We start from the raw sequence: 20,337 nt of genomic DNA, 5'->3' as shown, positions 1-20,337 counted from the left end.
CGTTTTTGATAATGTTAAACAAATCTTAAAACGAACAATTATGAAATGTATTAAAAGTTTATTTTTTGGGTTATTTATTATGGCCTTAATCCCTAATCTGCTAGAAGCACAGACATCTACTGGCTTAGGTTTAAAAGGCGGGCTAAACTACAATGCCAATGGCGATTACTTTAACTCCATTAGTGAAAATTCTAAAAACCCCGACCGAAATATTGGTTACCATTTTGGTGTGTTTGGAAAAATAGGAACCAAATTCTATTTTAAACCCGAAATCGTTTATACAAGTACCAAAAGCGATTACAACGATGATAGTTTTGAAATGCAAAAATTAGATGCCCCTATGTTGATAGGTACAAAAGTTATAGGCCCTTTAAGTGTTTTTGGAGGCCCTTCATTTCAATATATATTGGATTCTGAGTTTGATGGTATATCGATAAATAATATTGAAAATGATTTTTCGGTAGGTTTAAATTTCGGTATCGCTCTAAACTTAAACAAAGTTGGTATAGATTTAAGATACGAACGTGGTTTTAACAAAAACGAGGCATCGTTTTTAAACAACAATATTAACAACATTGAGGATAGATTAGATACTAGACCGGACCAGCTCATACTTAGCTTATCTGTAATCTTATAAAAAATTAATTTTAATTCATAAAAAAAGCCTCGCAATTGCGAGGCTTTTTTATTTATACTTTTACTAACATTTTAGACGTTTGATTCTGTTTCTTCTGGATCTAAATATTTTGGTTTTCCATTTTTACCAATATCATTTGTTGGATCTCCGTCTCCATCAATATCTTCATTAGCTGTCGGAACACCATCCCCATCATCATCAGAATCCAAATAGTTATAAATTGGTATACCAGTCCTTGGGTCTAGATCTTCATCGGTATTGTCATCTCTCACAAAACCATTGTTATTTAAATCTTCTTTATAAGATGGTATACCATCGTTATCATGGTCATTCTCAGAAGTATCGAAAAGTTCAAATTTAAATGCTATGGGCGTGTAAGGCTCTATGATTCCTGCGGGAGGTGCGTTAAAATAAGCTAACCCAGATGGTAAAAACATTACACCCACACCATTATTGCTATAACTAAACGTACCATCGCCATTTTCCATAGGACCAGATCCGGAGGTATTAAATAGACTAAGAACTTTTCCCCAACCCACTATTAAATTGGTTAAATCGAAATTAACTGGCGTAATAGCGCTATCAAATACTCTATTATCCAGTAAAAAGCCTTCGTAGTTAATAACCACATTATCTGCTATAGAAGGTGATTTATTGCTACCGCCTTCATTTAAGGTCAACACATAATACTCATAGGTAATATCTGCAAATGGCGACGTTTTGGGAGCTCCAACCGCATTAATTAACAGTGAATCTGCATTTTCAGAAATTGACAATCCTTCGGTACTTTTAATTTGCAAATCGGCTATTTTTGGGTCGTTATTACCTTCAAAACTACTTTTGTTGTAGTAATGTGTTTTTAAGTAATCTTCTAAAGTAACAATATCCAATGCTTGCTGTTCGGCTCTATCCCTTATTTCTTCTTCGGTAAAATTATTTCCACCATCATCATTTTGACAAGAAAACACAACAAAGGCAAAGCACAAAACTATAAGACCTATCTTTTCTAATTTCATATACAAACTTTAAATGCTAAATAAAGCACCACTAAAAACAATGGGATTACCTAAACTTAATAATGCTTATTTTTGATTGCGCAAGATACAATTTTAATATAATCTTGCACAAAAACATTAACGTTGTTTTAGCAATAATTATATGCGAATAGACAAGTATTTATGGTGTGTTAGATATTACAAAACAAGATCTTTAGCGACTACCGCTTGCAAAAAAGGACAGGTACGTGTAAACGATGATATTGTAAAACCCAGCCGAGAGGTTTATCCCTTAGATCGAATAGAATTACGGAAAAACCAAATTAATTACAAACTCACAGTCAATGATATTCCAGAAAGCCGAGTGGGTGCAAAATTAGTAGATATTTACCGAACCGATACTACTCCAAAAGAGGAGTTCGAAGCACAAGAACTACTTAAATATTCTAAAGATTATTACCGAAAAAAGGGAACGGGGCGACCAACTAAAAAAGACAGGCGTGATATTGATGACTTTACCGAAGGTTAGGATTAACTTTAGCTCCAAGCTTTTTTTAAAACTATTTTTTCTCACACCTTTTTTTATGAAAGACCTTAGTATTCAATAGAAGATTAAAAATTTAAAAATGAAAAAAATCATGTACTTTTATACTTTAATTTTTACGTACAAACCATGACCGCAAAAAATAATGTCATTTTAAATCACACCGAGATAAACCATAAAATTAGACGTATTGCTTTTCAGATATATGAGACCAATGTTAATGAGGAAGAAGTAGTGCTGGCCGGTATTGATAAAAACGGTTATGTTTTTGCAAAAAAATTAAAAATTGCTCTTCAAAAAATATCTGATATCAATCCGATACTTTGCAAAGTCAGTATTGATAAAAGAAACCCGCAATCTGAAATAAAAACCTCAATCCCCGAGGCAGATTACGCTAACAAATCTTTAGTTCTGGTAGATGATGTTTTAAACTCTGGAACAACCCTGATATATGGCGTAAAGCATTTTTTAAATGTACCCTTAAAAAAGTTTAAAACAGCTGTACTTGTTAATAGAAATCATAAAAAGTATCCTGTTAAAGCCGATTTTAAAGGCATTTCGCTATCAACTTCCCTACATGAACATGTTAACGTAGTATTGGAAGGTAAAGTTTATAAGGCTGTTTTAGAATAGTTTCAAAATTTCCTCTGTGACTTCATCTTTAGTCTTACCATCTGTAACTATTTGGTATTCTGCTTTGCTATAAAATGGAATACGTTCAAATAAATGCTTCCCTATAAACTCGAGCATTTCATTTTCACTAGGTATATGAGCAATTAATGGTCGCTTTGCTTTTTTCTTAAATAGCTTTTTTGCCAACTTGGGTATAGATGACTTTAGATAAATACTTTTTACGTTTGGCGCCTCTAAAACCATGTCCATATTATTTCCAAAACATGGTGTACCACCTCCCAAAGCCAAAATAAAATCATGCTCTAGTTTTAAGAGCTCGCTTAAGTATTCTGTTTCCTTTTTTCTGAAGTAGATTTCGCCTTTAGATTTAAAAATTTCTTTTACCGAGGCTGCTTCCTTTTCTACAATATAATCATCTAAATCGATTAGTGTATTACCTGTTTTTTTTGCCAATCTTCTACCAATCGAAGACTTCCCAGACCCCATATAACCTATTAAAACAATTATCATTTTTTTCGCTATAAATTGATTATTAAAAACATACGTTTAAGCGACGCAAAAAAACAAAAATTTATTCAAAAAAAGTATTGTTTTATTAATTAAACATTATATATTTGCACCCGCAAACGAGAAGAATACTTGTTTAGCAAAGACCGGGTAGCTCAGTTGGTAGAGCATCTCCCTTTTAAGGAGAGGGTCCTGGGTTCGAGCCCCAGCCCGGTCACTTTTTTAAAAGTTCTTCATACATATGAAGAACTTTTTTTTTGAAAAACACCTACATACTAAAATGATTTTTAGTTTGGTATGAGTTGTTTAGTAAAAGGTTTCATTTTTAATAAGTTACTTAGTCAATAATTAACTGGAGACCTTACTTGTAAATTCATTTTTTTGAAGATGAATTTATATATTTGCAGCCATAACAATTTGTATCACAAACTGCACACGTGGCGGAATTGGTAGACGCGCTGCCTTGAGGGGGCAGTGTCCTTAAGGACGTGGAGGTTCGAATCCTCTCGTGTGCACTAAAAAACTTGATGATTCTACAATAGTAAGATCATCAAGTTTTTTTCTTCATACTTTATTGAATGCTATCTTATTTTTTATTTTTGACTCGTATTAAATGAAAGAATTCCTCTAATCTTTAGTTTATAAACCCAACTGTTTACTGAACGATAGCATCTAACACGATAAAAGAAATATGAGCACACAAAAATTAACAATTGTAGCAAAGATTTTAGCAAAACCAGAAAAAAGAGCCTTGGTTAAAAGTGAACTTCTTAAACTAATCGATACAACTAGGGCCGAAAAAGGATGTATAAATTATGATTTACACCAAGATAATGAAAATGAGAACCTGTTTTTATTTTATGAGAATTGGGAGAGCAAAACACTGTGGCAAGACCATATGAACAACCATCATATTACTGACTATATTAATGCTACAGAAGGTGCAGTAGAGGATTTTACTTTAAATGAAATGACACAGATTAAGTAAAAAAAATAAATCTGAAGCTCTACCTTGTAAACAACAACTCTCTGTACTTGGTCAATGGCCTAATATCGTCATCTACCAATAATTCTAGTTTGTCATAATGATTTAAACCATCTTAAAACAACAACTTATTTTGTTTTGTTTTTCCAAGGTTTATAATTTTTATAGGCAGGACCTTTCAACTTAAGACGTTCATTATTACCCACACTTATGGCGACATATTCAGCTACATTAGTATCAGCCCATGGTTTGCGGTTTTTATATTCAGGTCCTAAAAGTGATTCTTTTCTTTTAACCGAATACACTGTTACCGGAATTGTTTTGTGTTTCCAAGGCTTGTAGTTTTTATATGCTGGTCCTATTAAATCAGTTCGCTTTACATTACTTTTTTCTTGGGCAAATGCGCATAATGATATAAAAAATAAACCTAAAAATAGTATTTCTTTTTTCATGACTTTTCGTTTTAAATTCTATCATAAATTTACTTACAGTCATTGATATTCAGAATTACCGAAATTCCTCCATTTTTATATCCGTATTTATACTGATGCTTTTTTTTAAAAGAACTTATATAAGATTGATTTTAACTGCTTTTTTTATAAGCTCTGCAGTGTTTTTAACTTCTAATTTTTTTAAGATATTAGATCGGTGTGTTTCTATTGTCCTTGTACTCACGAAGAGTTGAGCAGCAATTTCCTTTGTAGTTAAACCCTCTGAAATTAGTGTTAACACCTCCATTTCTTTATTTGATAAAACATCGTCACTGACATTATGAGTAGACATGAAGTTCACCATTTTTTCAGAAATTTCTGGACCAAAAAATTTTTTACCCTTATTTACCGTTCTGATGGCCAAAGTTAATTCTTCTTCGTCAGTATTTTTCAATAAATATCCATAGGCTCCATTCTTTGCACATTTTGCAATATAATTACCATCCCCATGCATAGAAATAACAATTGGCTTTATAGTTGAATTAAGGGCTTTCATTTGTTTTAACACTTTAAAACCATCCATTTTTGGCATGGAAATATCTAAAAGTACGATATCAGCCTCAAAATCACTTTTCATAAGCGCTGTAAACTCTTCGCCATCGGCAACAGTTTTAACTATTTTTATATCGTTATGTTTACCTAACAATTCTGCTAATCCATTTCTAAAAAGCTTATGATCGTCTGCTATTACTATTTTAATGATATTCATATTTGTATGGGTAATTCAATTTCAAAAGTCGTACTACCTCTTCTGGAGTTTATCTCAATTTTACCTTCGCAAATCTCTACGCGTTCTTTGATATTAACTATTCCAGAACCTAATTTAACATTATCTACATCAAAACCTACACCATCATCAAAATAAAAAAGCGATATAAACTCATCAAATTCTGAAAGCGTAATTCTGATTTGTTTCGCTTTGGAGTGTTTTAAAGCATTATTGATTAACTCCTGACTAATCCTGAATAAATTGATGCTTTGATGGTTTGTTATTTTTGTGTGATTTCTTTTGGTTAAGTCTTCATACTCTATATTTATTACTGTTGATTTATTTAAACTATCCACAAAATTTGTCAACGCTACTCCAGCACCAAAATCATCAATAGTAGAAGGCATTAATGAGTTAGACATGAGCCTGATTTCAGAAATGGTATCATCAACAATCTGTTTCATTTCAGATTTTCTTTTCGTATCCTTAATCTTGTTTTCTATGTAGTGTTTCAATGATGTTAAATATGGTCCTATACCGTCATGAAGTTCCCTAGAAAGTCTTCTTCTTTCATTTTCCAAACCATCCACTAGCATACGTTTTGCCATAGTTTTAGTATAAGCCTCATTATTTCTAAACTCTTTAAGTTTATCTCTCATTGTTATTAAACTTTTACCCAAAAGGTCATCAGAACTTTTGGGTTCATAGTCAACATTCAAATTCATTTTACCTATATCTTCAGAGAACTTTACCGCTCCTCTTAATGAAGCTTTTAAACTTGCCAATGCATAAAACATGTCTTTAATCTCCTTTGAATTTTTGGAAGACATAATATTCTGGTTATAATCTCCCTTTGCCATAACCCTTAAACTTTTTTGCATATTACTTATGGGATCGGCAATTACTCTTGTAAGAAAAAGAGACAAAACAACCGCTATTAGAAGAATTACCAAGGTTAAAGTAATGAGCCTTGATTTTAACTGATTTAGTGGTTCTATCACCTCACCAACATCAATTTCAGATAGAATTACTATCTTAAGGTTAGACACCTCTATTAAACCATATACACTATATACATCTATACCACGATAATCTTTGAAAGTACCTTTACCGTCAACACCATTTAACGCATTAACTACGCCTTCGGTTTTTACAATTAAGGAATATGGTATTTGATCTGGAAAAAAACGCGATTGTGATCGCATGTGATAATCTTCACCTACAATATAAGACTCACCACTTTTACCCATTCCAGTGCGTTCAAGTAATATTTTTTTTATTTTTTGATAATCTAAAATCTTAATTTTTGTAGTGTCGTGTTTATTTGATATAAGAACTATTGAAGTTTCTTTATTTATATGATTTTCTGTTAAATCGTAAATTCCTTCCATGTTCTTAATCTTATCAGGAAATGTGAAGGATGAACTATCTAAACCTATATAACTTGAATCAGTTTCTGAAAAAACTTTCCATTCAGACGCTATTAAATTTTCAAGTTGGATTTGCTTAAGTGTTTTAATAGAATTAAGCTGAAGTAAAATACGATTATTTAAAACCTCCGAAAACTGTTTGTAAAAGGAAAAGGACAAAACCCCGACCACTAATGCTATCAGGCTATTAACAAGTATTAGTATTAAAGTTCTAATGCTCATTGAAGAATCAAGAAGTAAATTAATCGTAAATATTAAACTGCTATTACTTTAGTTTTTAACGAGTAAATAACAACTCTCTATATTTGGTTAATGGCCAAATCTCGTCATCTACAAGTAGTTCTAGTTTATCGCAATGGTAACGAATATCCTTAAAAAAGGGTTTCACTTTGTTACAGTATGTTGTAGCCCTCTTTTCTACAGTTTCAATTTTGTTAGCTTGCCTGCGCTGATCAATCATATCGGTTACTAGAGCATGAATACTCTCAATATGTCTGGAAATTTGCTGAATTAAATTAATCTGCTCTTTAGAAACCGATTTAAAATCCTTATCGAAGATTTCTTTTAATCCCTTAACATTTTCTACCAAGATATTTTGATACTTCACAGCAGTAGGAACAATATGATTTCTAGCTATATCACCTAAAACACGAGATTCAATTTGAATGTGTTTTATATACGCTTCTAGCTCTATTTCATATCGCGCCTTGGTTTCTATTTCACTCATCACTGCCATTTCCTTGAACACATCAATACTCTCCTTAGCAACTTTTGCCTGTAAAGCCTCTGGTGTTGTTTTATTGTTGCTCAAGCCTCTTTTCTCAGCTTCCTTTTCCCAAACTTCATCATAACCATTCCCTTCAAACAAAATAGGCTTACACGACTTAATGTATTCTCTTAAAACATTAAAAACGGCTTCGTCTTTCTTTAAACTTTTGCCATTAATAAGTTTATCGACTTCAACTTTAAAATCTTTTAATTGTTTGGCCACTATTGTGTTTAAAACCGTCATGGGATTAGCACAATTTGCTGTAGACCCTACCGCCCTAAACTCAAATTTATTTCCTGTAAATGCGAATGGCGATGTTCTGTTTCTATCGGTATTATCCAAAAGCACATCGGGTATTTTACCAACTACATTTAGTTTAAGCTCTGTCTTTTCCTTAGGCGATAGTTTGCCTTTGGTCACCCCTTCAAGCTCCTCCAGAACTTTGGTTAACTGTTCCCCGATAAAAATAGAAATAATTGCTGGTGGTGCTTCATTTGCTCCCAGCCTATGCTCATTACTAGCAGAAGCTACAGAAGCCCTCAGTAAGGCTTCATAAGTATGCACAGCTTTTATGGTATTTATAAAAAAAGTTAAAAATTGAAGATTGCTCATTGGTGTCTTACCTGGGGATAAGAGATTAACTCCTGTATCTGTAGATAGCGACCAATTATTGTGTTTTCCAGACCCATTCATACCCGCAAAAGGCTTTTCATGCAGAAGTACTTTAAAATTATGCCTGGCCGCTACTCTACCTATAACATCCATAAGTAAAGAGTTATGATCTACAGCCAAATTAGCTTCCTCAAAAATAGGTGCCAATTCGAACTGATTAGGCGCTACCTCATTGTGCCTTGTCTTAGCAGGAATACCTAACAGCATGCATTCATTCTCTAAATCTTTCATGAAATTATACGCCCTAGTTGGTATTGCTCCAAAATAATGATCATCTAGCTGCTGCCCCTTTGCCGAAGAATGTCCTAACAAAGTTCTGCCTGTAAGTGTAATATCTGGTCTACTGGCTGCCAAGACTTTATCAACCAAAAAATATTCCTGTTCCCAACCTAAAGATGAAGACACTTTTTTTACGTTCTTATCAAAATATTTACAGACTTCCGTAGCTGCATCGTCTATGGCATGAAGCGCTCTTAACAAAGGCGTTTTATTATCTAAGGCCTCTCCTGTGTAAGCCACAAAAATTGTAGGAATACAAAGTGTAGATTCGTAAATAAATGCTGGAGATGTTGGATCCCAAGCCGTATAACCTCTGGCTTCAAAAGTGTTTCTTATGCCCCCGCTCGGAAAACTCGATGCATCTGGCTCTTGTTGTACTAATTGGCCACCATCAAATTTTTCAATTGCCATACCCCCACTAACAGTTTCAAAAAAGGCATCGTGTTTTTCTGCTGTGGCACCTGTTAAAGGTTGAAACCAGTGCGTGTAATGGGTTACACCTTTTGACAACGCCCAGTCTTTCATCGATACTGCAACCTGATCGGCTATATCGCGTTTTATTTTCGTGCCATGCTGTATGGCATTCATAACACTTACAAAAGCATTGCGAGTTAAATATTGTCGCATGGTGTTCTCGTTAAACACATTTTCACCAAAAATCTCCGATCTTCTTTTGGTTTCTTCTATCTGCAAAGGTTTACGCGCAAGCGACTCTTTAACGGCATGAAAACGTAGTGTAGGCATTGACTTATCAATTTGATTTATTATGAATTACAAAATTAACTATAGTAGCTAAACCACAAAAAATAGTGTTGACAATTTTTCAGTATATATATGAAAAACTATACTTTTTTTAATATATACCCTAAAAAAATGGGGGATAAATAAAAATAACATAGTAAAATACTAAAAGCCCCCTTAATAATTTAAAGTATTTATATAAAAATATATATTTGTACTTATAACAATTTTAGATTACAAAAAACAAATATTCATTATGGCAAAAATTAAATTAGAATACCTTTGGTTAGATGGTTATAAGCCAACTCAAAACTTGAGAAGTAAGACTAAGGTAGAAGAGCACGAGAACTTTCAAGGAACTTTAGAAGAAATTGGCAACTGGTCTTTTGATGGATCATCTACTAGACAAGCAGAAGGTGGTTCTTCCGATTGTATCCTAAAACCTGTGGCTATTTATCCAGATCCAGAAAGAAGAAATGGATACTTAGTAATGACTGAGGTATTAAATGCTGACGGAACTCCTCATGAGTCTAATGGTAGAGCTACTATTGATGATGATGATAATGATTTCTGGTTTGGTTTTGAGCAAGAATATTTTATAATGGATACGCATACACAACTTCCTTTAGGTTTCCCTATTGGTGGTTATCCAGCTCCTCAAGGAATGTACTACTGTTCTGTAGGTGGTAAAAACACTCACGGTAGAGATTTAGTTGAAGAGCACGCAGATTTATGTATCGATGCTGGATTAAACTTTGAAGGTATTAACCAAGAAGTTGCCTGTGGACAATGGGAATTCCAATTATTCGCAAAAGGCGCTAAAAAAGCTGGTGATGAAATCTGGATTGCAAGATACTTACTAGACAGATTAACTGAAAAATATGGTTATTACATTGAATACCACCCAAAACCATTAGGGAAAGATTTAGATTGGAATGGTTCTGGTATGCACGCAAACTTCTCTAATACTACTTTAAGAACTTGTGGTGACAAAGCTACTTACGAAGCTATTTGTGAAGCTTTCCGTCCAGTTGTAAAAGAACACATTGAAGTTTACGGTGAGTTTAACGACCAACGTTTAACTGGTGAGCACGAAACGCAATCTATAGATCAATTCTCTTATGGAATTTCAGATAGAGGTGCTTCAATCCGTATTCCTGTTGCAACAGTAGAAAGCGGTTGGAAAGGTTGGTTAGAAGATAGAAGACCAGCTTCTAACGGTGACCCATACAAAATTGCTGGAAGAATTATTAAAACTGTTAAATCTGCTAATGTTTAATTAGCATTAGATTTTGTTCATAAAGTTGAAAAAGCGCTTACCAAATGGTAAGCGCTTTTTATTTGAATCAAAATTACAACTGATTAAAAACCACCTGAAACCCCAATTTTTTGACCTGAAATAAAAGAGGCTTCATCTGAAGCTAAAAAAACTGCAACACCTGCAACATCTGCTGTTATTCCTATTCTACCTAGTGGTGTATTTGTTTCTACATACGTTTTAACATCCTCACTCATTTGATTACCTTCAGTTTGTGTTGGCCCTGGTAATACGGCGTTCACTCTTATATTCTTTGCACCTAATTCTTGAGCCAATACTTGGGTAGCAGCATCTAAAGCGCCTTTAGTTGCAGAATAAAGCGCCGTCATTGGTGTAGGTTTCACTGTTGCAATAGAACTAATATTTATAATACTACCACCAGAACTAAAAGATTTCAAAGCCTCTTGAACAACTAAAAAAGCTCCTAAGACATTGGTACTGAAATGCTCTTGGAACAGCTCCTCTGTAATTGCTTCTACAGGTTCAAACTTATAAACCCCTGCATTATTAATAAGTGTAGTAATTTCTCCAAACGCTTCTTGAGACGCAGCAAAAAGTGTTTCTACATCTTTCTTTTTGGTTATATCTGCTCTTACGGCAATAGCCTTCCCCTCTACTTGTTCTATACTTGAAACAACCTTCTCTGCGCCAGTTTTATCTGTTTTGTAATTAACTATAACTTTAGCACCTTCTTTTGCCATGCTTTTGGCTATTTCTGCACCAATCCCTTTCGATGCTCCAGTGACTAAGACTACTTTACTTTCTAATTTCTTCATTTTTCTATAATTGATATTATTTAGTAGCCAAATCTAATGGGCTCAAGAATAGAAAAGATTGCTATTTGGCAAGAAATTGTTTTTTGGCTCTAATTCTACTTAAAGTATATTCAGATATGCCAAGGTGAAGTGCTATATGCTTTTGGGAGATACTCTGAGCCACGTTTGGATATCTACTAATGAATTTTTTATATTTAGTCAATGCATCGTCGACAAGCATTTCATTCTTTATAGAAAACTTTTCTAAAAGCGCGCGTTGTTTTAATTCATTGATTATTTCTGAAAAATTCGAAACCTCTTTTTCTAGTATTTCAAATGATGTGCGAGTCAATGTAAAAACCTCACTTTCTGTTAAAGCCTGAATGTTTTCAGAAGAGGGAGTATTGTAGAAAAAACTATTTAAATCAATTAAGAAATGGCCTTTAGTAACAAAATATTTGATGTATTCGTCACCAGTGTCTTTGTAACTTGAAACTTTGAATATTCCACTTTCAACAAAACCAAGTTTGTTACATACTTTACCCGCTTCGTTAAAACAATTTCTCTTTAAATACCTATTGAACCTTAAATGCTTTTTTATCAAAAGCGCTTCCTCTTCAGAGATAGGCAAAATAGTATTAAAAAGCGCTATTAAATTATCCATCGGAGTATTTGTAGTTAGAGGTTAACCTGAAAGGGAGTTTATCCTCTTGTAAAAATAAAAAACATAAGAAGTCCATAAGCACCAACCAAAACCATTCCTTTTATTCTACTTATTTGCATTTTTTTAGGTAGAAAAATCAAAGGAAATAAAACAAAGGCAAAGCCGAGCATCCAGAAAATATCATAACTCAAAATGCTATCTTCTGTTACAGGTATGGGTTTAATTATAGATGTTAAGCCCAAAACAGAGGCAATATTAAAAATGTTAGACCCTATTAAATTACCTAGAGATATAGCTTTCTCCTGTTTAGCAGCAGCAATTACAGAAGCTGCCAATTCTGGAACACTTGTTCCTATGGCAATTAATGATAAACCTATTACACCCTTACTTACACCTAAAGTCAAAGCTACTTCCTCTGCGCCTTTAACCAACCATTCACTTCCAAAAAATAATGCCGCCGCACCAATCAACAACCACAATGCTATCTTAAAATTTGAAACCTTGGCTAAAGTATCATCTACATCTTCGATGACTTTATCTTTTTTTGCACTTTTAATTAAAATGAAAAGAAATACGAGCAACCCAAAAAACAAAGTAACTCCTTCTATAGCAGAAAGAACCTTATCATTCTTCAAAAAGAAATAGAGTGCTATAGAGAAGAGCATCATAACTGGCCAATTAAGTTTATAAAAAGACCTATCTACAGCAATAGCACCAACCATAGCAGTAACGCCCAAAACAAGGCCAATATTGGCGATATTAGACCCTACAACATTATTAATGGCAATGGCAGGTGACCCCGATAAAGCCGCATTTAAACTCACTAAAAGCTCTGGTGCCGAAGTAGCAAAAGATACCACAGTCATACCAATAACCATTTTAGAAATATTGAATTTAAAAGACAATGCCACCGAAGAACGCACTAAATATTCACCTCCAACAACCAGTAAAATAAAACCAAGGACTACCCAAAGCACACTCATACAATCAATTTTATGCTAATATAAACCAAAGTAAAAAGTGGAAAGTAAAAAGTAGAAAGTTTTTTAAAAACTATAAAAACAGTTAAATAACTACAAACATAGTTGTTTAACTAAAAAAATAGTTTTAGGTTTGTTATATCATTGCCTGAATTAATAAAATAAAGCATAATGGAAAAACTAACGAACAAGGAGGAAGAAATCATGCACATACTATGGAAGCTCAAAAAAGCTTTTGTTAAAGATGTGCTTAACGAAATTACTTCAGATAAACCTCATTATAACACCCTTTCTACTATTATTAGAAACTTAGTAGACAAAGGTTATGTTGGCTATACAGCTTATGGAAAAACACATCAGTACCACCCTATTGTTACCAAGGAATCCTATAGAAAAGGATTTATGAACACGGCCATAAGCAATTATTTTAACGACTCTTACAAAAACGTAGTTTCGTTTTTTGCCAAAGAAGAAAAAATAAGTGTTGAGGAACTGAAAGAGATTATAAAACTCATAGAAAAAAACAACTAACCATGGAATACTTGTTAAAAGCCAGTGCTATCATTCTAATTTTCTATGCTTGTTATAAAATTTTTCTACAACGCGACACCTTTTTCGAGTGGAGCAGGGCTTTTTTGCTAGTTGGCCTAGTTGCTGCTTTTTCGGTTCCTTTTATTATTATCCCCATATATATAGAACGTTCTCCAATGATACTCGATGATTATATGTTCAACAACACGATTCCAGTCATTACTCAACAGGTGTATGATGCGACTTTGAGTCCGTTAGATATTATTACCTACCTCTATTTTTCTGGTGTGGTATTTTTTTTAGTTAGGTTATTGTTTCAGTTATCATCTCTAACTTATCTTCTCGTAAAACAGAAAAAAACTAAACAAACTGGATTTACCTTAGTAGAAACAGATTCCAACACCAATCCTTTTTCATTTTTTAGATGGATAGTTTACAACCCTAAATTATTCGACAAAAACGAATTACAACAAATTCTAACACATGAGAAAGTACATGTAAATCAGTGGCATTCAATCGATATTCTCATATCTCAATTGGTAAGCACCATACTCTGGCTCAACCCTATTATATGGTTATATAACAGAGATTTAAAACAAAATTTGGAATTTATAGCCGACAAAAACACACAGCAAAAAGTAGCTTGTAAAAAAGATTATCAAAACATATTGCTCAAAACAAGTATGCCAACTCATCAATTGGCTTTAACCAATAATTTTTATAATTCATTAATCAAAAAACGAATCGTTATGTTACAAAAATCAAAATCGAAAAGAATAAATCTTTTCAAATACTTGTTAATTCTTCCTGCTTTAAGTTGGTTTTTAATGAGTTTTAACACAGTAGAAGTGTACATTGACAAACCTATCTTGAACAATCAACAATTAATTGATAACACAATAGAGATTAAAATACATAAAGATCTCTCTAACATATTATTAAAGGACATTGAAACCCAATTAGTAGCAAACAATATTACATTCACTTATACTAATTTAAAACGGAATAGTAACAATGAAATAACCAGTATTGATACAAAATTTGAAATTCAAAATGGTGGACACTGTACATTTAAGGCTGTAAATAACAATAATAACCCAATACATTCCTTTTATTTTTATAAAAATAACGAAGCATTTGGTGTTAGAGCTGAAGAAAGAGAAAGTCAAGAAATAGAAAAGTTTATTATTCACAATAACTTTACCGATACCCGACTTAAAACTTTAGAAAAGGATTTAAATGACAAAGGATTTCAATTTAATCTAAAAGAGATTGGAAGAGATGCAGGTCATTTTATTAATTCAATATTTTTCACAATTAGTAAAAATGATGCAGAAGAATCTTATAGAATAGCTTCTGCTCATCCCTTAGAGACCATTCTTATCCAATTTAACAAACAAGAAAATTATTTTAATATCAATACCGTAAATTTTATAAGAAGTCTTGAATCTGCTAAAAATGAAAGTGATATTATTAAAATAATAATGAATAAAAATGCTACACCAGAAATCTTGACTGAGCAAAAGAAACGCCTCAAAGAGCAATATGATATTGATTTTTCCTTCGAAATGTACGAATCTAAACGCAGTGAAGGGCATTTAATGTCCTACAGTATAGGTAAAGGAAAAAATTTGAGAAAAATAACAACTTCGGCTGAGGAAACATGTGTGATTTTATACAATCCAAAAACTAATTCAACGATTGCATACTCTTTAGATAAAAACAATAATCCTAAGTATGGTAAAGTACATCATCTAAATACAATAAGTGAGCATCGTTACATATTAACAAAAGACATTTCTAATAAAAGTTTAAAAGTATATTCTAAAAACTTACTAGAAAAAGGCATAAAAGTCAAGTTTGAAGACCTAGAAAGAAACAGTAAAGGAGAAATAACCAAGATTAGTATAACTGCTGAAAGTGAAATAAATAAAATCAGTTCTACTTGGGACGACAATAATAACCCCATTCCACAAATAGAAGTTGGCAACGACATGAGTGGCCGAGTTATTGTTAGAACCTCTAACTTAAAACTTCCTAAAAATAAAAAAGACAAAGACTTCTCTAAAGTCAGCGAAAAACCTGTATTCAAACAAGGTGGACATATTATTAACGCAGATTCCATTATTTGGAAATCAGTACGTAAAAAAGTAAATACCAAAGATCAAACTGATGATAAAAGCCAAGATATTCAAAATCCCATATTTATAATTGACGGAAAGGAAGTTGAGAAGTCTGTATATGAAAATATGTATTCAGACCAAATAGAATCAATTACTGTATTGAAGGGAGAAAGTGCGACTATCCCTTTTGGTGATAGAGGCCAAAATGGTGCTGTAATGATAAAGACAAAATCTAAAACAAGTATAAATCCTAGGACAATCAAAGTAGGTAGAAATGCCTTATCGGACTCTACATCACTCAACAAACTTAGATTATTTTCAGTAGACGAAAAAAACAAAACCCACACTATCAAGATGAGTAATGAGGGGCAAAAAAATAGAATCATTTACTATGAAAAAACTGGAAATATTACTTTTGAAGGTCATTCAATAGTTAAAATAAATGAAATAGATTTAGTATTTATTGATAGTAAAAAATCTTCTTTAAGAAAAGCTAAAAAACTATCTCCTAAAAATATTAAATCAATAAAAGTTCTAAAAGGACAAGAAGCCAAAGAAAAATATGGGATAAAGGTTAAAAATGGCGTATTGGAAATCACCACGAAAAAATAGAATAAACCTCCAAAAAAACACATACTTAAGCACTCTTTTTTAAGAGTGCTTTTTTTATTGGAACTATTATATAAAAAAGATAAAAACATCCTAAAACTACTTTTTCAAAATAAAAAGCCCCTAGGTTTCAAAAAACATGCTCAAAAAACACCTATAATTATTACGAATTATAACAAAAAACGAATATTAAAACTACATTTTAAAACATAAATAAAGCAAGTCACTTATTTCACAAAACCAAAATCATTTTTGTACTTACAATTCTATATTCAATTTCATCGATTTTTATTAAAACGTTTGGAGGACATATTCCTGTTTATATATCTTAAAAAAACATTGATATAAAAACCATTTATTAACCCTTAAACCACTTAATAAAATATGATAACACTTGCCAAAATTGTAATTGATTTAGTTCTTTTAATCATTACAATGTTCTAACACCCAAAATATGTAAAACTTAGTCTAGAATAAGTTTTACTATCTTTAAACTCTATAAGAAGATTCCATAGATGCAGAAGAAACTATTTAAAGTTTTAGCTAAGATTAACAAAATACTTTTACCTAGTTACTCTAAAAGAGGACTTGATCTTGCAAAAGCTTCAAAATTACAATTAGCTTTAATAGGTTGGCGCTGGTTTGTTACTAAAAACTCGTTAGATTAAACAATTACTTATTAGGGTATACACATTTTCCAACCTAAATCATTTGTTCTTTCTGCTTACTTTTCTTCAGTGATTAGACCTTTTTAAACCCACTTTATAGCCCCAAAAAGCATAGAATAGAATAATAATGTAACAGGGTAAAAGCACCCAATAACCGTTTGTTGCAGATTCTGTTATTGCAGTAGCTTCATTTAAACCTGATTGGATAAGTTTCTCTTTGCTTGAGTCTACAATGTAGCCATAAATTGGCGGGATAATAGCTCCTCCTGATATAGCCATTATTAACAAAGCTGAACCCTTTTCTGTAAACTTGCCCAACCCGGTTAATGCCAAAGGCCAAACTGCTGGCCACACCAAAGCATTAGCTATGCCAAGTGCCGCAACAAAAATGATGGATGTAAACCCTTCTGTAAAAAGTATACAAAACGAAAAAATAATTCCTAAAATAGCACTAGACCTTAAGGCTATAGACTGACTAATGTATTTAGGTATTAAAAAGACTCCCAATGCATATGTAGCCACCATGGCTAATAGCGTAAAGGATGTAAAGAACTTGGCTTCATCGGGAGAAATACCCAAAGAAATACCATATGTAATGATGGAGTCTCCTGCAATAACTTCAGCACCTACATAAACAAACAAAACAAGCACACCTAAAAGTAGATGTGGAAATTGTAAAATGCTCTTTTTAGTTGTTTCTCTGTTATTTTCATCAACAATAGGTTCTGCTGAAACGTCTGGCAGTGACACCTTTCTTATAAGCACTCCTAAAATGAAAAGAACAACAGCCATAACGATGTATGGCACTACTACCTCGCTAGCAGTATCGTTTAACAAAGATTCCTTTTCTATATCTGTTAATACTTTGAGCTTCTCACTAACGCCGTCTATACCCGTTAACAGGATGGCTCCAAAAATAATAGATCCTAAACCTCCTGCTACTTTATTAGCTATTCCCATGATAGCTATACGTTTTGCCCCGCTTTCAATAGGTCCAAGTATGGTGATATAAGGGTTTGATGCCGTTTGAAGTAATGTCATACCCGCTCCTTGAATAAAAAGTCCTGTTAAAAACATCCAGTAAGTTCTAGCATTGGCAGCTGGAATAAATACCAAAGCTCCCAAGCCCATAACCACTAAGCCTAACGACATACTTTTTTGATATCCTAACCGGGATATAATGTTCGAGGCTGGCAATGCCATTACAACAAAAGAAATATAAGATGCTGATGCCACTAGAAAGGATTGTGCTTCGGTGAGTTCGTTAATAACTTTCATGTATGGAATTAACGCCCCATTAACCCAGGTAACAAAACCGAAAATGAAAAATAAACCGCCTATTATTAAAATTGGAACAAGATAATTGGCATTAGACTTGTTGGATACTTCTTGTTTGGACATGATATCTAATAAATATTATTGTTCTACTTTACTACCCTTAAAATTTAATTTATTTAGTGATAGCTAATCTTTCAATACATCTTTCTCATAAAAAAACATAAAAAAATCGTAACTGAGAGTAAAACCTGTTTTTTTATTAGTTTTTAATTTACAAATAAAAAGAGGTGCATCATTAAACACACCTCTAAATAAGTTTTATTAAAAGCCCTCTATTATTTATCTCTAAATATAATATCAAGAGAAATCACTTAGCCAACTCTTATATAATATCTGTAGTTATTCGTCTTCTTTCATCCAAAAAGGAGTGGCTACAAACCAAACGACTGTACCTATGAGCATAAGCATTTTCATATTCGCAACTTCTATTGAACCCAAAAATGAAAGTATACTTACTAATAGAATTAAAACACCTATTGATACAACACTAACTAATTTAAGTATTTTCATAATTTAAGATTTTTGAAGTTTCATAATAAGCACGTACAATACACTTGAAGCTATCCAACAAGGAATCACCGCATAGGCAGGGAATAAACCTTTAGCAAAAATAAAATACAACCCTAGACCTACAGGAATAACCCAAGCCAATAAAACAGCTAGATTAAAACTAGATCCTTTCTCATCGGCATAATCTTGAGTGAATCCCATTTTTTTAGCAAGATAGTGATTAACAAATATCACACCTCCCATAGGGCCTAATATTGTACCATATAAGCCTACAAAATCGAGCAATTTACTTGACAATGTTGGAAAAATTCCAGCTATTGTTGCTACGATACCTGCTAAAATCACACCAGAGTATGCTTTAGATTTAGACGAAAACAAACTTTGAAAAGCTAAACCTGCTCTATAAATAGTAGGGTTAGCAGTTGTCCAACCAGCTATAATCACACATATAATACCAGTCCATCCCACAACGCTCCAAGCAAGAGCACCTGGGTTAGCAGAAATATCACCCGTTAATTTGATTTGGGCTGCTAACATAAATGAAGCGCAAATCCATGCCATGTAATGTCCTAAAAACATTCCTATGGAAGGTCCCCATCCTGCGCGACTGTCCTTGGCAAAACGCATGATACTTAAATCTGACATTCCGAAATGCATAGCCGCATTACACAACCAAGCAAAAATTACAATTTTCCAAAAACCAAAATCTACTTTACCATTAATAGATTGCACTACACTAATCCCTTGATCCCACTCTGTTATTAAACTTTTCCATGAATCAACATCCATTTGCGATAATGCCGATATACCACAAGCAGCAAAAACTACAATCATCCAAGGCGCCGCAATATTTGCAAACTTAGATACCATATTATAACCAGCTGCTGCTACAATAGTCATTACTATACCTACGATAATAACTATTATTGAAAAGGAAGTACTACTTAAACCAAAAACACTTTCAGGAACAGAAAAACTCACATCAAATGGAATTCCTACAGCACTCGCAGAAACCGTAATCATCGCTCCTGCTAAGAAACAGAAAAGTACGCCATTTACAACATTATATATCTTTACCAAATGTTTTCCGGCAATTTTTTCTAATTGATAATACAATGTTAGCTTGTTGGATACAGCTATAGGAGCTACTATATAACGCCAAGTAAGAATAGCTAAGATATTACCAATAAACAGCCCTAATATTAAATCCTTTAAACTGGCTCCTGCAGCTAAGAACAGAGGACCAATCATAAATTCAGTACCAGCAGCATGTTCTCCTGCATACATACCTAAAAAAGATTTCCAACCTTTTAATCTCGAAGCGGGTACCGGGGTTCTTTCGAATTCTCCCCCTGAATTATCTTCAATGGTTAATCCATCTACTTGATTTTCTGCCATAATTTATATTTAGTTTATTTGTTAGTTTTAGATTTCATGAAATGAATTCAA

At 32.9% G+C, this 20,337-nt stretch carries 19 protein-coding genes and 2 tRNA genes; 9 read left to right on the top strand and 12 right to left on the bottom strand.

Translation table 11 applies throughout. The features are described 5' to 3' along the window. Positions 1–40: 40 nt before the first annotated feature. Positions 41–637, top strand: a complete 597-nt coding sequence (locus M0214_RS10565) for an outer membrane beta-barrel protein (RefSeq protein WP_248722536.1) — start codon at positions 41–43, stop codon at positions 635–637. Between the two features lie 71 nt (positions 638–708). Here the strand turns inward: M0214_RS10565 and M0214_RS10560 are convergent, their stop codons facing one another. Then, a complete protein-coding gene (locus tag M0214_RS10560; RefSeq protein ID WP_248722535.1) occupies positions 709–1,653 on the bottom strand; it encodes an FKBP-type peptidyl-prolyl cis-trans isomerase in 945 nt (314 codons plus the stop codon). A gap of 142 nt (positions 1,654–1,795) precedes the next feature. Between M0214_RS10560 and M0214_RS10555 the strand changes: the two genes are divergently transcribed. Further along, positions 1,796–2,161 (top strand): RNA-binding S4 domain-containing protein, encoded by a 366-nt coding sequence (locus tag M0214_RS10555; protein ID WP_248722534.1) that lies wholly within the window; start codon positions 1,796–1,798, stop codon positions 2,159–2,161. Positions 2,162–2,305: 144 nt separating this feature from the next. Beyond that, entirely contained in the window at positions 2,306–2,809 is a 504-nt protein-coding gene (locus tag M0214_RS10550; RefSeq protein WP_248722533.1) for a phosphoribosyltransferase domain-containing protein, read from the top strand. On the opposite strand, the gene M0214_RS10545 is transcribed toward M0214_RS10550, so the two are convergent. Next, entirely contained in the window at positions 2,801–3,319 is a 519-nt protein-coding gene (locus M0214_RS10545) for a shikimate kinase (RefSeq protein WP_248722532.1), read from the bottom strand. The two genes, M0214_RS10550 and M0214_RS10545, sit on opposite strands and share 9 nt — an antisense overlap. Positions 3,320–3,460: 141 nt before the next feature. On the opposite strand from M0214_RS10545, the gene M0214_RS10540 reads away from it, so the two are divergent. From M0214_RS10540 to M0214_RS10530, 3 genes are all read left to right on the top strand, one after another. Then, positions 3,461–3,533 (top strand) — tRNA-Lys (locus M0214_RS10540). A 214-nt stretch (positions 3,534–3,747) separates the two neighbouring features. Then, positions 3,748–3,831: transfer RNA gene (locus M0214_RS10535), tRNA-Leu, on the top strand. Between the two features lie 176 nt (positions 3,832–4,007). After that, on the top strand, positions 4,008–4,304 hold the full coding sequence (locus M0214_RS10530; RefSeq protein ID WP_248722531.1) for a putative quinol monooxygenase: 297 nt from the start codon (positions 4,008–4,010) through the stop codon (positions 4,302–4,304). A 125-nt stretch (positions 4,305–4,429) separates the two neighbouring features. On the opposite strand, the gene M0214_RS10525 is transcribed toward M0214_RS10530, so the two are convergent. The 4 genes from M0214_RS10525 to M0214_RS10510 all read right to left on the bottom strand — a co-directional run bounded on the left by M0214_RS10525 (position 4,430) and on the right by M0214_RS10510 (position 9,395). Continuing rightward, positions 4,430–4,753 (bottom strand): hypothetical protein, encoded by a 324-nt coding sequence (locus M0214_RS10525; RefSeq protein WP_248722530.1) that lies wholly within the window; start codon positions 4,751–4,753, stop codon positions 4,430–4,432. Between the two features lie 115 nt (positions 4,754–4,868). After that, positions 4,869–5,501, bottom strand: a complete 633-nt coding sequence (locus M0214_RS10520) for a response regulator transcription factor (protein ID WP_248722529.1) — start codon at positions 5,499–5,501, stop codon at positions 4,869–4,871. After that, positions 5,498–6,892, bottom strand: coding sequence for a sensor histidine kinase (locus tag M0214_RS10515; RefSeq protein ID WP_248722528.1), 1,395 nt, complete (start codon positions 6,890–6,892; stop codon positions 5,498–5,500). Before M0214_RS10515 ends, M0214_RS10520 begins: the two co-directional genes overlap by 4 nt. Before the next feature lie 316 nt (positions 6,893–7,208). Further along, positions 7,209–9,395, bottom strand: coding sequence for a glutamine synthetase III (locus M0214_RS10510; RefSeq protein WP_248722527.1), 2,187 nt, complete (start codon positions 9,393–9,395; stop codon positions 7,209–7,211). A gap of 253 nt (positions 9,396–9,648) precedes the next feature. On the opposite strand from M0214_RS10510, the gene M0214_RS10505 reads away from it, so the two are divergent. Continuing rightward, positions 9,649–10,671, top strand: coding sequence for a glutamine synthetase beta-grasp domain-containing protein (locus tag M0214_RS10505; protein ID WP_248722526.1), 1,023 nt, complete (start codon positions 9,649–9,651; stop codon positions 10,669–10,671). 83 nt (positions 10,672–10,754) lie between these two features. Here the strand turns inward: M0214_RS10505 and M0214_RS10500 are convergent, their stop codons facing one another. From M0214_RS10500 to M0214_RS10490, 3 genes are all read right to left on the bottom strand, one after another. Further along, a complete protein-coding gene (locus M0214_RS10500) occupies positions 10,755–11,486 on the bottom strand; it encodes an SDR family NAD(P)-dependent oxidoreductase (RefSeq protein WP_248722525.1) in 732 nt (243 codons plus the stop codon). 61 nt (positions 11,487–11,547) lie between these two features. Further along, a complete protein-coding gene (locus M0214_RS10495) occupies positions 11,548–12,129 on the bottom strand; it encodes a Crp/Fnr family transcriptional regulator (protein ID WP_248722524.1) in 582 nt (193 codons plus the stop codon). A 38-nt stretch (positions 12,130–12,167) separates the two neighbouring features. Next, positions 12,168–13,112: a calcium/sodium antiporter gene (locus M0214_RS10490; RefSeq protein ID WP_248722523.1), complete on the bottom strand. Its 945-nt coding sequence runs from the start codon at positions 13,110–13,112 to the stop codon at positions 12,168–12,170. A 168-nt stretch (positions 13,113–13,280) separates the two neighbouring features. Between M0214_RS10490 and M0214_RS10485 the strand changes: the two genes are divergently transcribed. After that, positions 13,281–13,640 (top strand): BlaI/MecI/CopY family transcriptional regulator, encoded by a 360-nt coding sequence (locus M0214_RS10485; RefSeq protein WP_248722522.1) that lies wholly within the window; start codon positions 13,281–13,283, stop codon positions 13,638–13,640. A gap of 2 nt (positions 13,641–13,642) precedes the next feature. Beyond that, the gene (locus tag M0214_RS10480; protein WP_248722521.1) at positions 13,643–16,375 is read left to right on the top strand and encodes a M56 family metallopeptidase; all 2,733 of its coding nucleotides are present in this window, start codon (positions 13,643–13,645) and stop codon (positions 16,373–16,375) included. A gap of 731 nt (positions 16,376–17,106) precedes the next feature. On the opposite strand, the gene M0214_RS10470 is transcribed toward M0214_RS10480, so the two are convergent. The 3 genes from M0214_RS10470 to M0214_RS10460 form a co-directional block, all read right to left on the bottom strand. Continuing rightward, complete coding sequence (locus M0214_RS10470; RefSeq protein ID WP_248722519.1) at positions 17,107–18,441, bottom strand: sugar MFS transporter; 1,335 nt, start codon at positions 18,439–18,441, stop codon at positions 17,107–17,109. A 276-nt stretch (positions 18,442–18,717) separates the two neighbouring features. Beyond that, positions 18,718–18,888: a hypothetical protein gene (locus M0214_RS10465; protein ID WP_248722518.1), complete on the bottom strand. Its 171-nt coding sequence runs from the start codon at positions 18,886–18,888 to the stop codon at positions 18,718–18,720. Between the two features lie 3 nt (positions 18,889–18,891). Next, on the bottom strand, positions 18,892–20,286 hold the full coding sequence (locus M0214_RS10460; protein WP_248722517.1) for a cytosine permease: 1,395 nt from the start codon (positions 20,284–20,286) through the stop codon (positions 18,892–18,894). Positions 20,287–20,337: the final 51 nt, after the last annotated feature.

It is taken from the genome of Seonamhaeicola sp. ML3, assembly GCF_023273855.1.
GTDB lineage: Bacteria > Bacteroidota > Bacteroidia > Flavobacteriales > Flavobacteriaceae > Seonamhaeicola.
This window is presented reverse-complemented; position numbering and strand designations above follow the sequence as displayed.

What these genes read in the sequence shown, in the direction of transcription:
- M0214_RS10560 (WP_248722535.1), bottom strand. Translation starts at nt 1,653, where the DNA reads ATGAAATTAGAAAAGATAGGTCTTATAGTTTTGTGCTTTGCCTTTGTT.
- M0214_RS10505 (WP_248722526.1), top strand. Translation starts at nt 9,649, where the DNA reads ATGGCAAAAATTAAATTAGAATACCTTTGGTTAGATGGTTATAAGCCA.
- M0214_RS10465 (WP_248722518.1), bottom strand. Translation starts at nt 18,888, where the DNA reads ATGAAAATACTTAAATTAGTTAGTGTTGTATCAATAGGTGTTTTAATT.
- M0214_RS10555 (WP_248722534.1), top strand. Translation starts at nt 1,796, where the DNA reads ATGCGAATAGACAAGTATTTATGGTGTGTTAGATATTACAAAACAAGA.
- M0214_RS10485 (WP_248722522.1), top strand. Translation starts at nt 13,281, where the DNA reads ATGGAAAAACTAACGAACAAGGAGGAAGAAATCATGCACATACTATGG.
- M0214_RS10470 (WP_248722519.1), bottom strand. Translation starts at nt 18,441, where the DNA reads ATGTCCAAACAAGAAGTATCCAACAAGTCTAATGCCAATTATCTTGTT.
- M0214_RS10480 (WP_248722521.1), top strand. Translation starts at nt 13,643, where the DNA reads ATGGAATACTTGTTAAAAGCCAGTGCTATCATTCTAATTTTCTATGCT.
- M0214_RS10460 (WP_248722517.1), bottom strand. Translation starts at nt 20,286, where the DNA reads ATGGCAGAAAATCAAGTAGATGGATTAACCATTGAAGATAATTCAGGG.
- M0214_RS10500 (WP_248722525.1), bottom strand. Translation starts at nt 11,486, where the DNA reads ATGAAGAAATTAGAAAGTAAAGTAGTCTTAGTCACTGGAGCATCGAAA.
- M0214_RS10565 (WP_248722536.1), top strand. Translation starts at nt 41, where the DNA reads ATGAAATGTATTAAAAGTTTATTTTTTGGGTTATTTATTATGGCCTTA.
- M0214_RS10545 (WP_248722532.1), bottom strand. Translation starts at nt 3,319, where the DNA reads ATGATAATTGTTTTAATAGGTTATATGGGGTCTGGGAAGTCTTCGATT.
- M0214_RS10525 (WP_248722530.1), bottom strand. Translation starts at nt 4,753, where the DNA reads ATGAAAAAAGAAATACTATTTTTAGGTTTATTTTTTATATCATTATGC.
- M0214_RS10495 (WP_248722524.1), bottom strand. Translation starts at nt 12,129, where the DNA reads ATGGATAATTTAATAGCGCTTTTTAATACTATTTTGCCTATCTCTGAA.
- M0214_RS10550 (WP_248722533.1), top strand. Translation starts at nt 2,306, where the DNA reads ATGACCGCAAAAAATAATGTCATTTTAAATCACACCGAGATAAACCAT.
- M0214_RS10510 (WP_248722527.1), bottom strand. Translation starts at nt 9,395, where the DNA reads ATGCCTACACTACGTTTTCATGCCGTTAAAGAGTCGCTTGCGCGTAAA.
- M0214_RS10520 (WP_248722529.1), bottom strand. Translation starts at nt 5,501, where the DNA reads ATGAATATCATTAAAATAGTAATAGCAGACGATCATAAGCTTTTTAGA.
- M0214_RS10490 (WP_248722523.1), bottom strand. Translation starts at nt 13,112, where the DNA reads ATGAGTGTGCTTTGGGTAGTCCTTGGTTTTATTTTACTGGTTGTTGGA.
- M0214_RS10515 (WP_248722528.1), bottom strand. Translation starts at nt 6,892, where the DNA reads ATGGAAGGAATTTACGATTTAACAGAAAATCATATAAATAAAGAAACT.
- M0214_RS10530 (WP_248722531.1), top strand. Translation starts at nt 4,008, where the DNA reads ATGAGCACACAAAAATTAACAATTGTAGCAAAGATTTTAGCAAAACCA.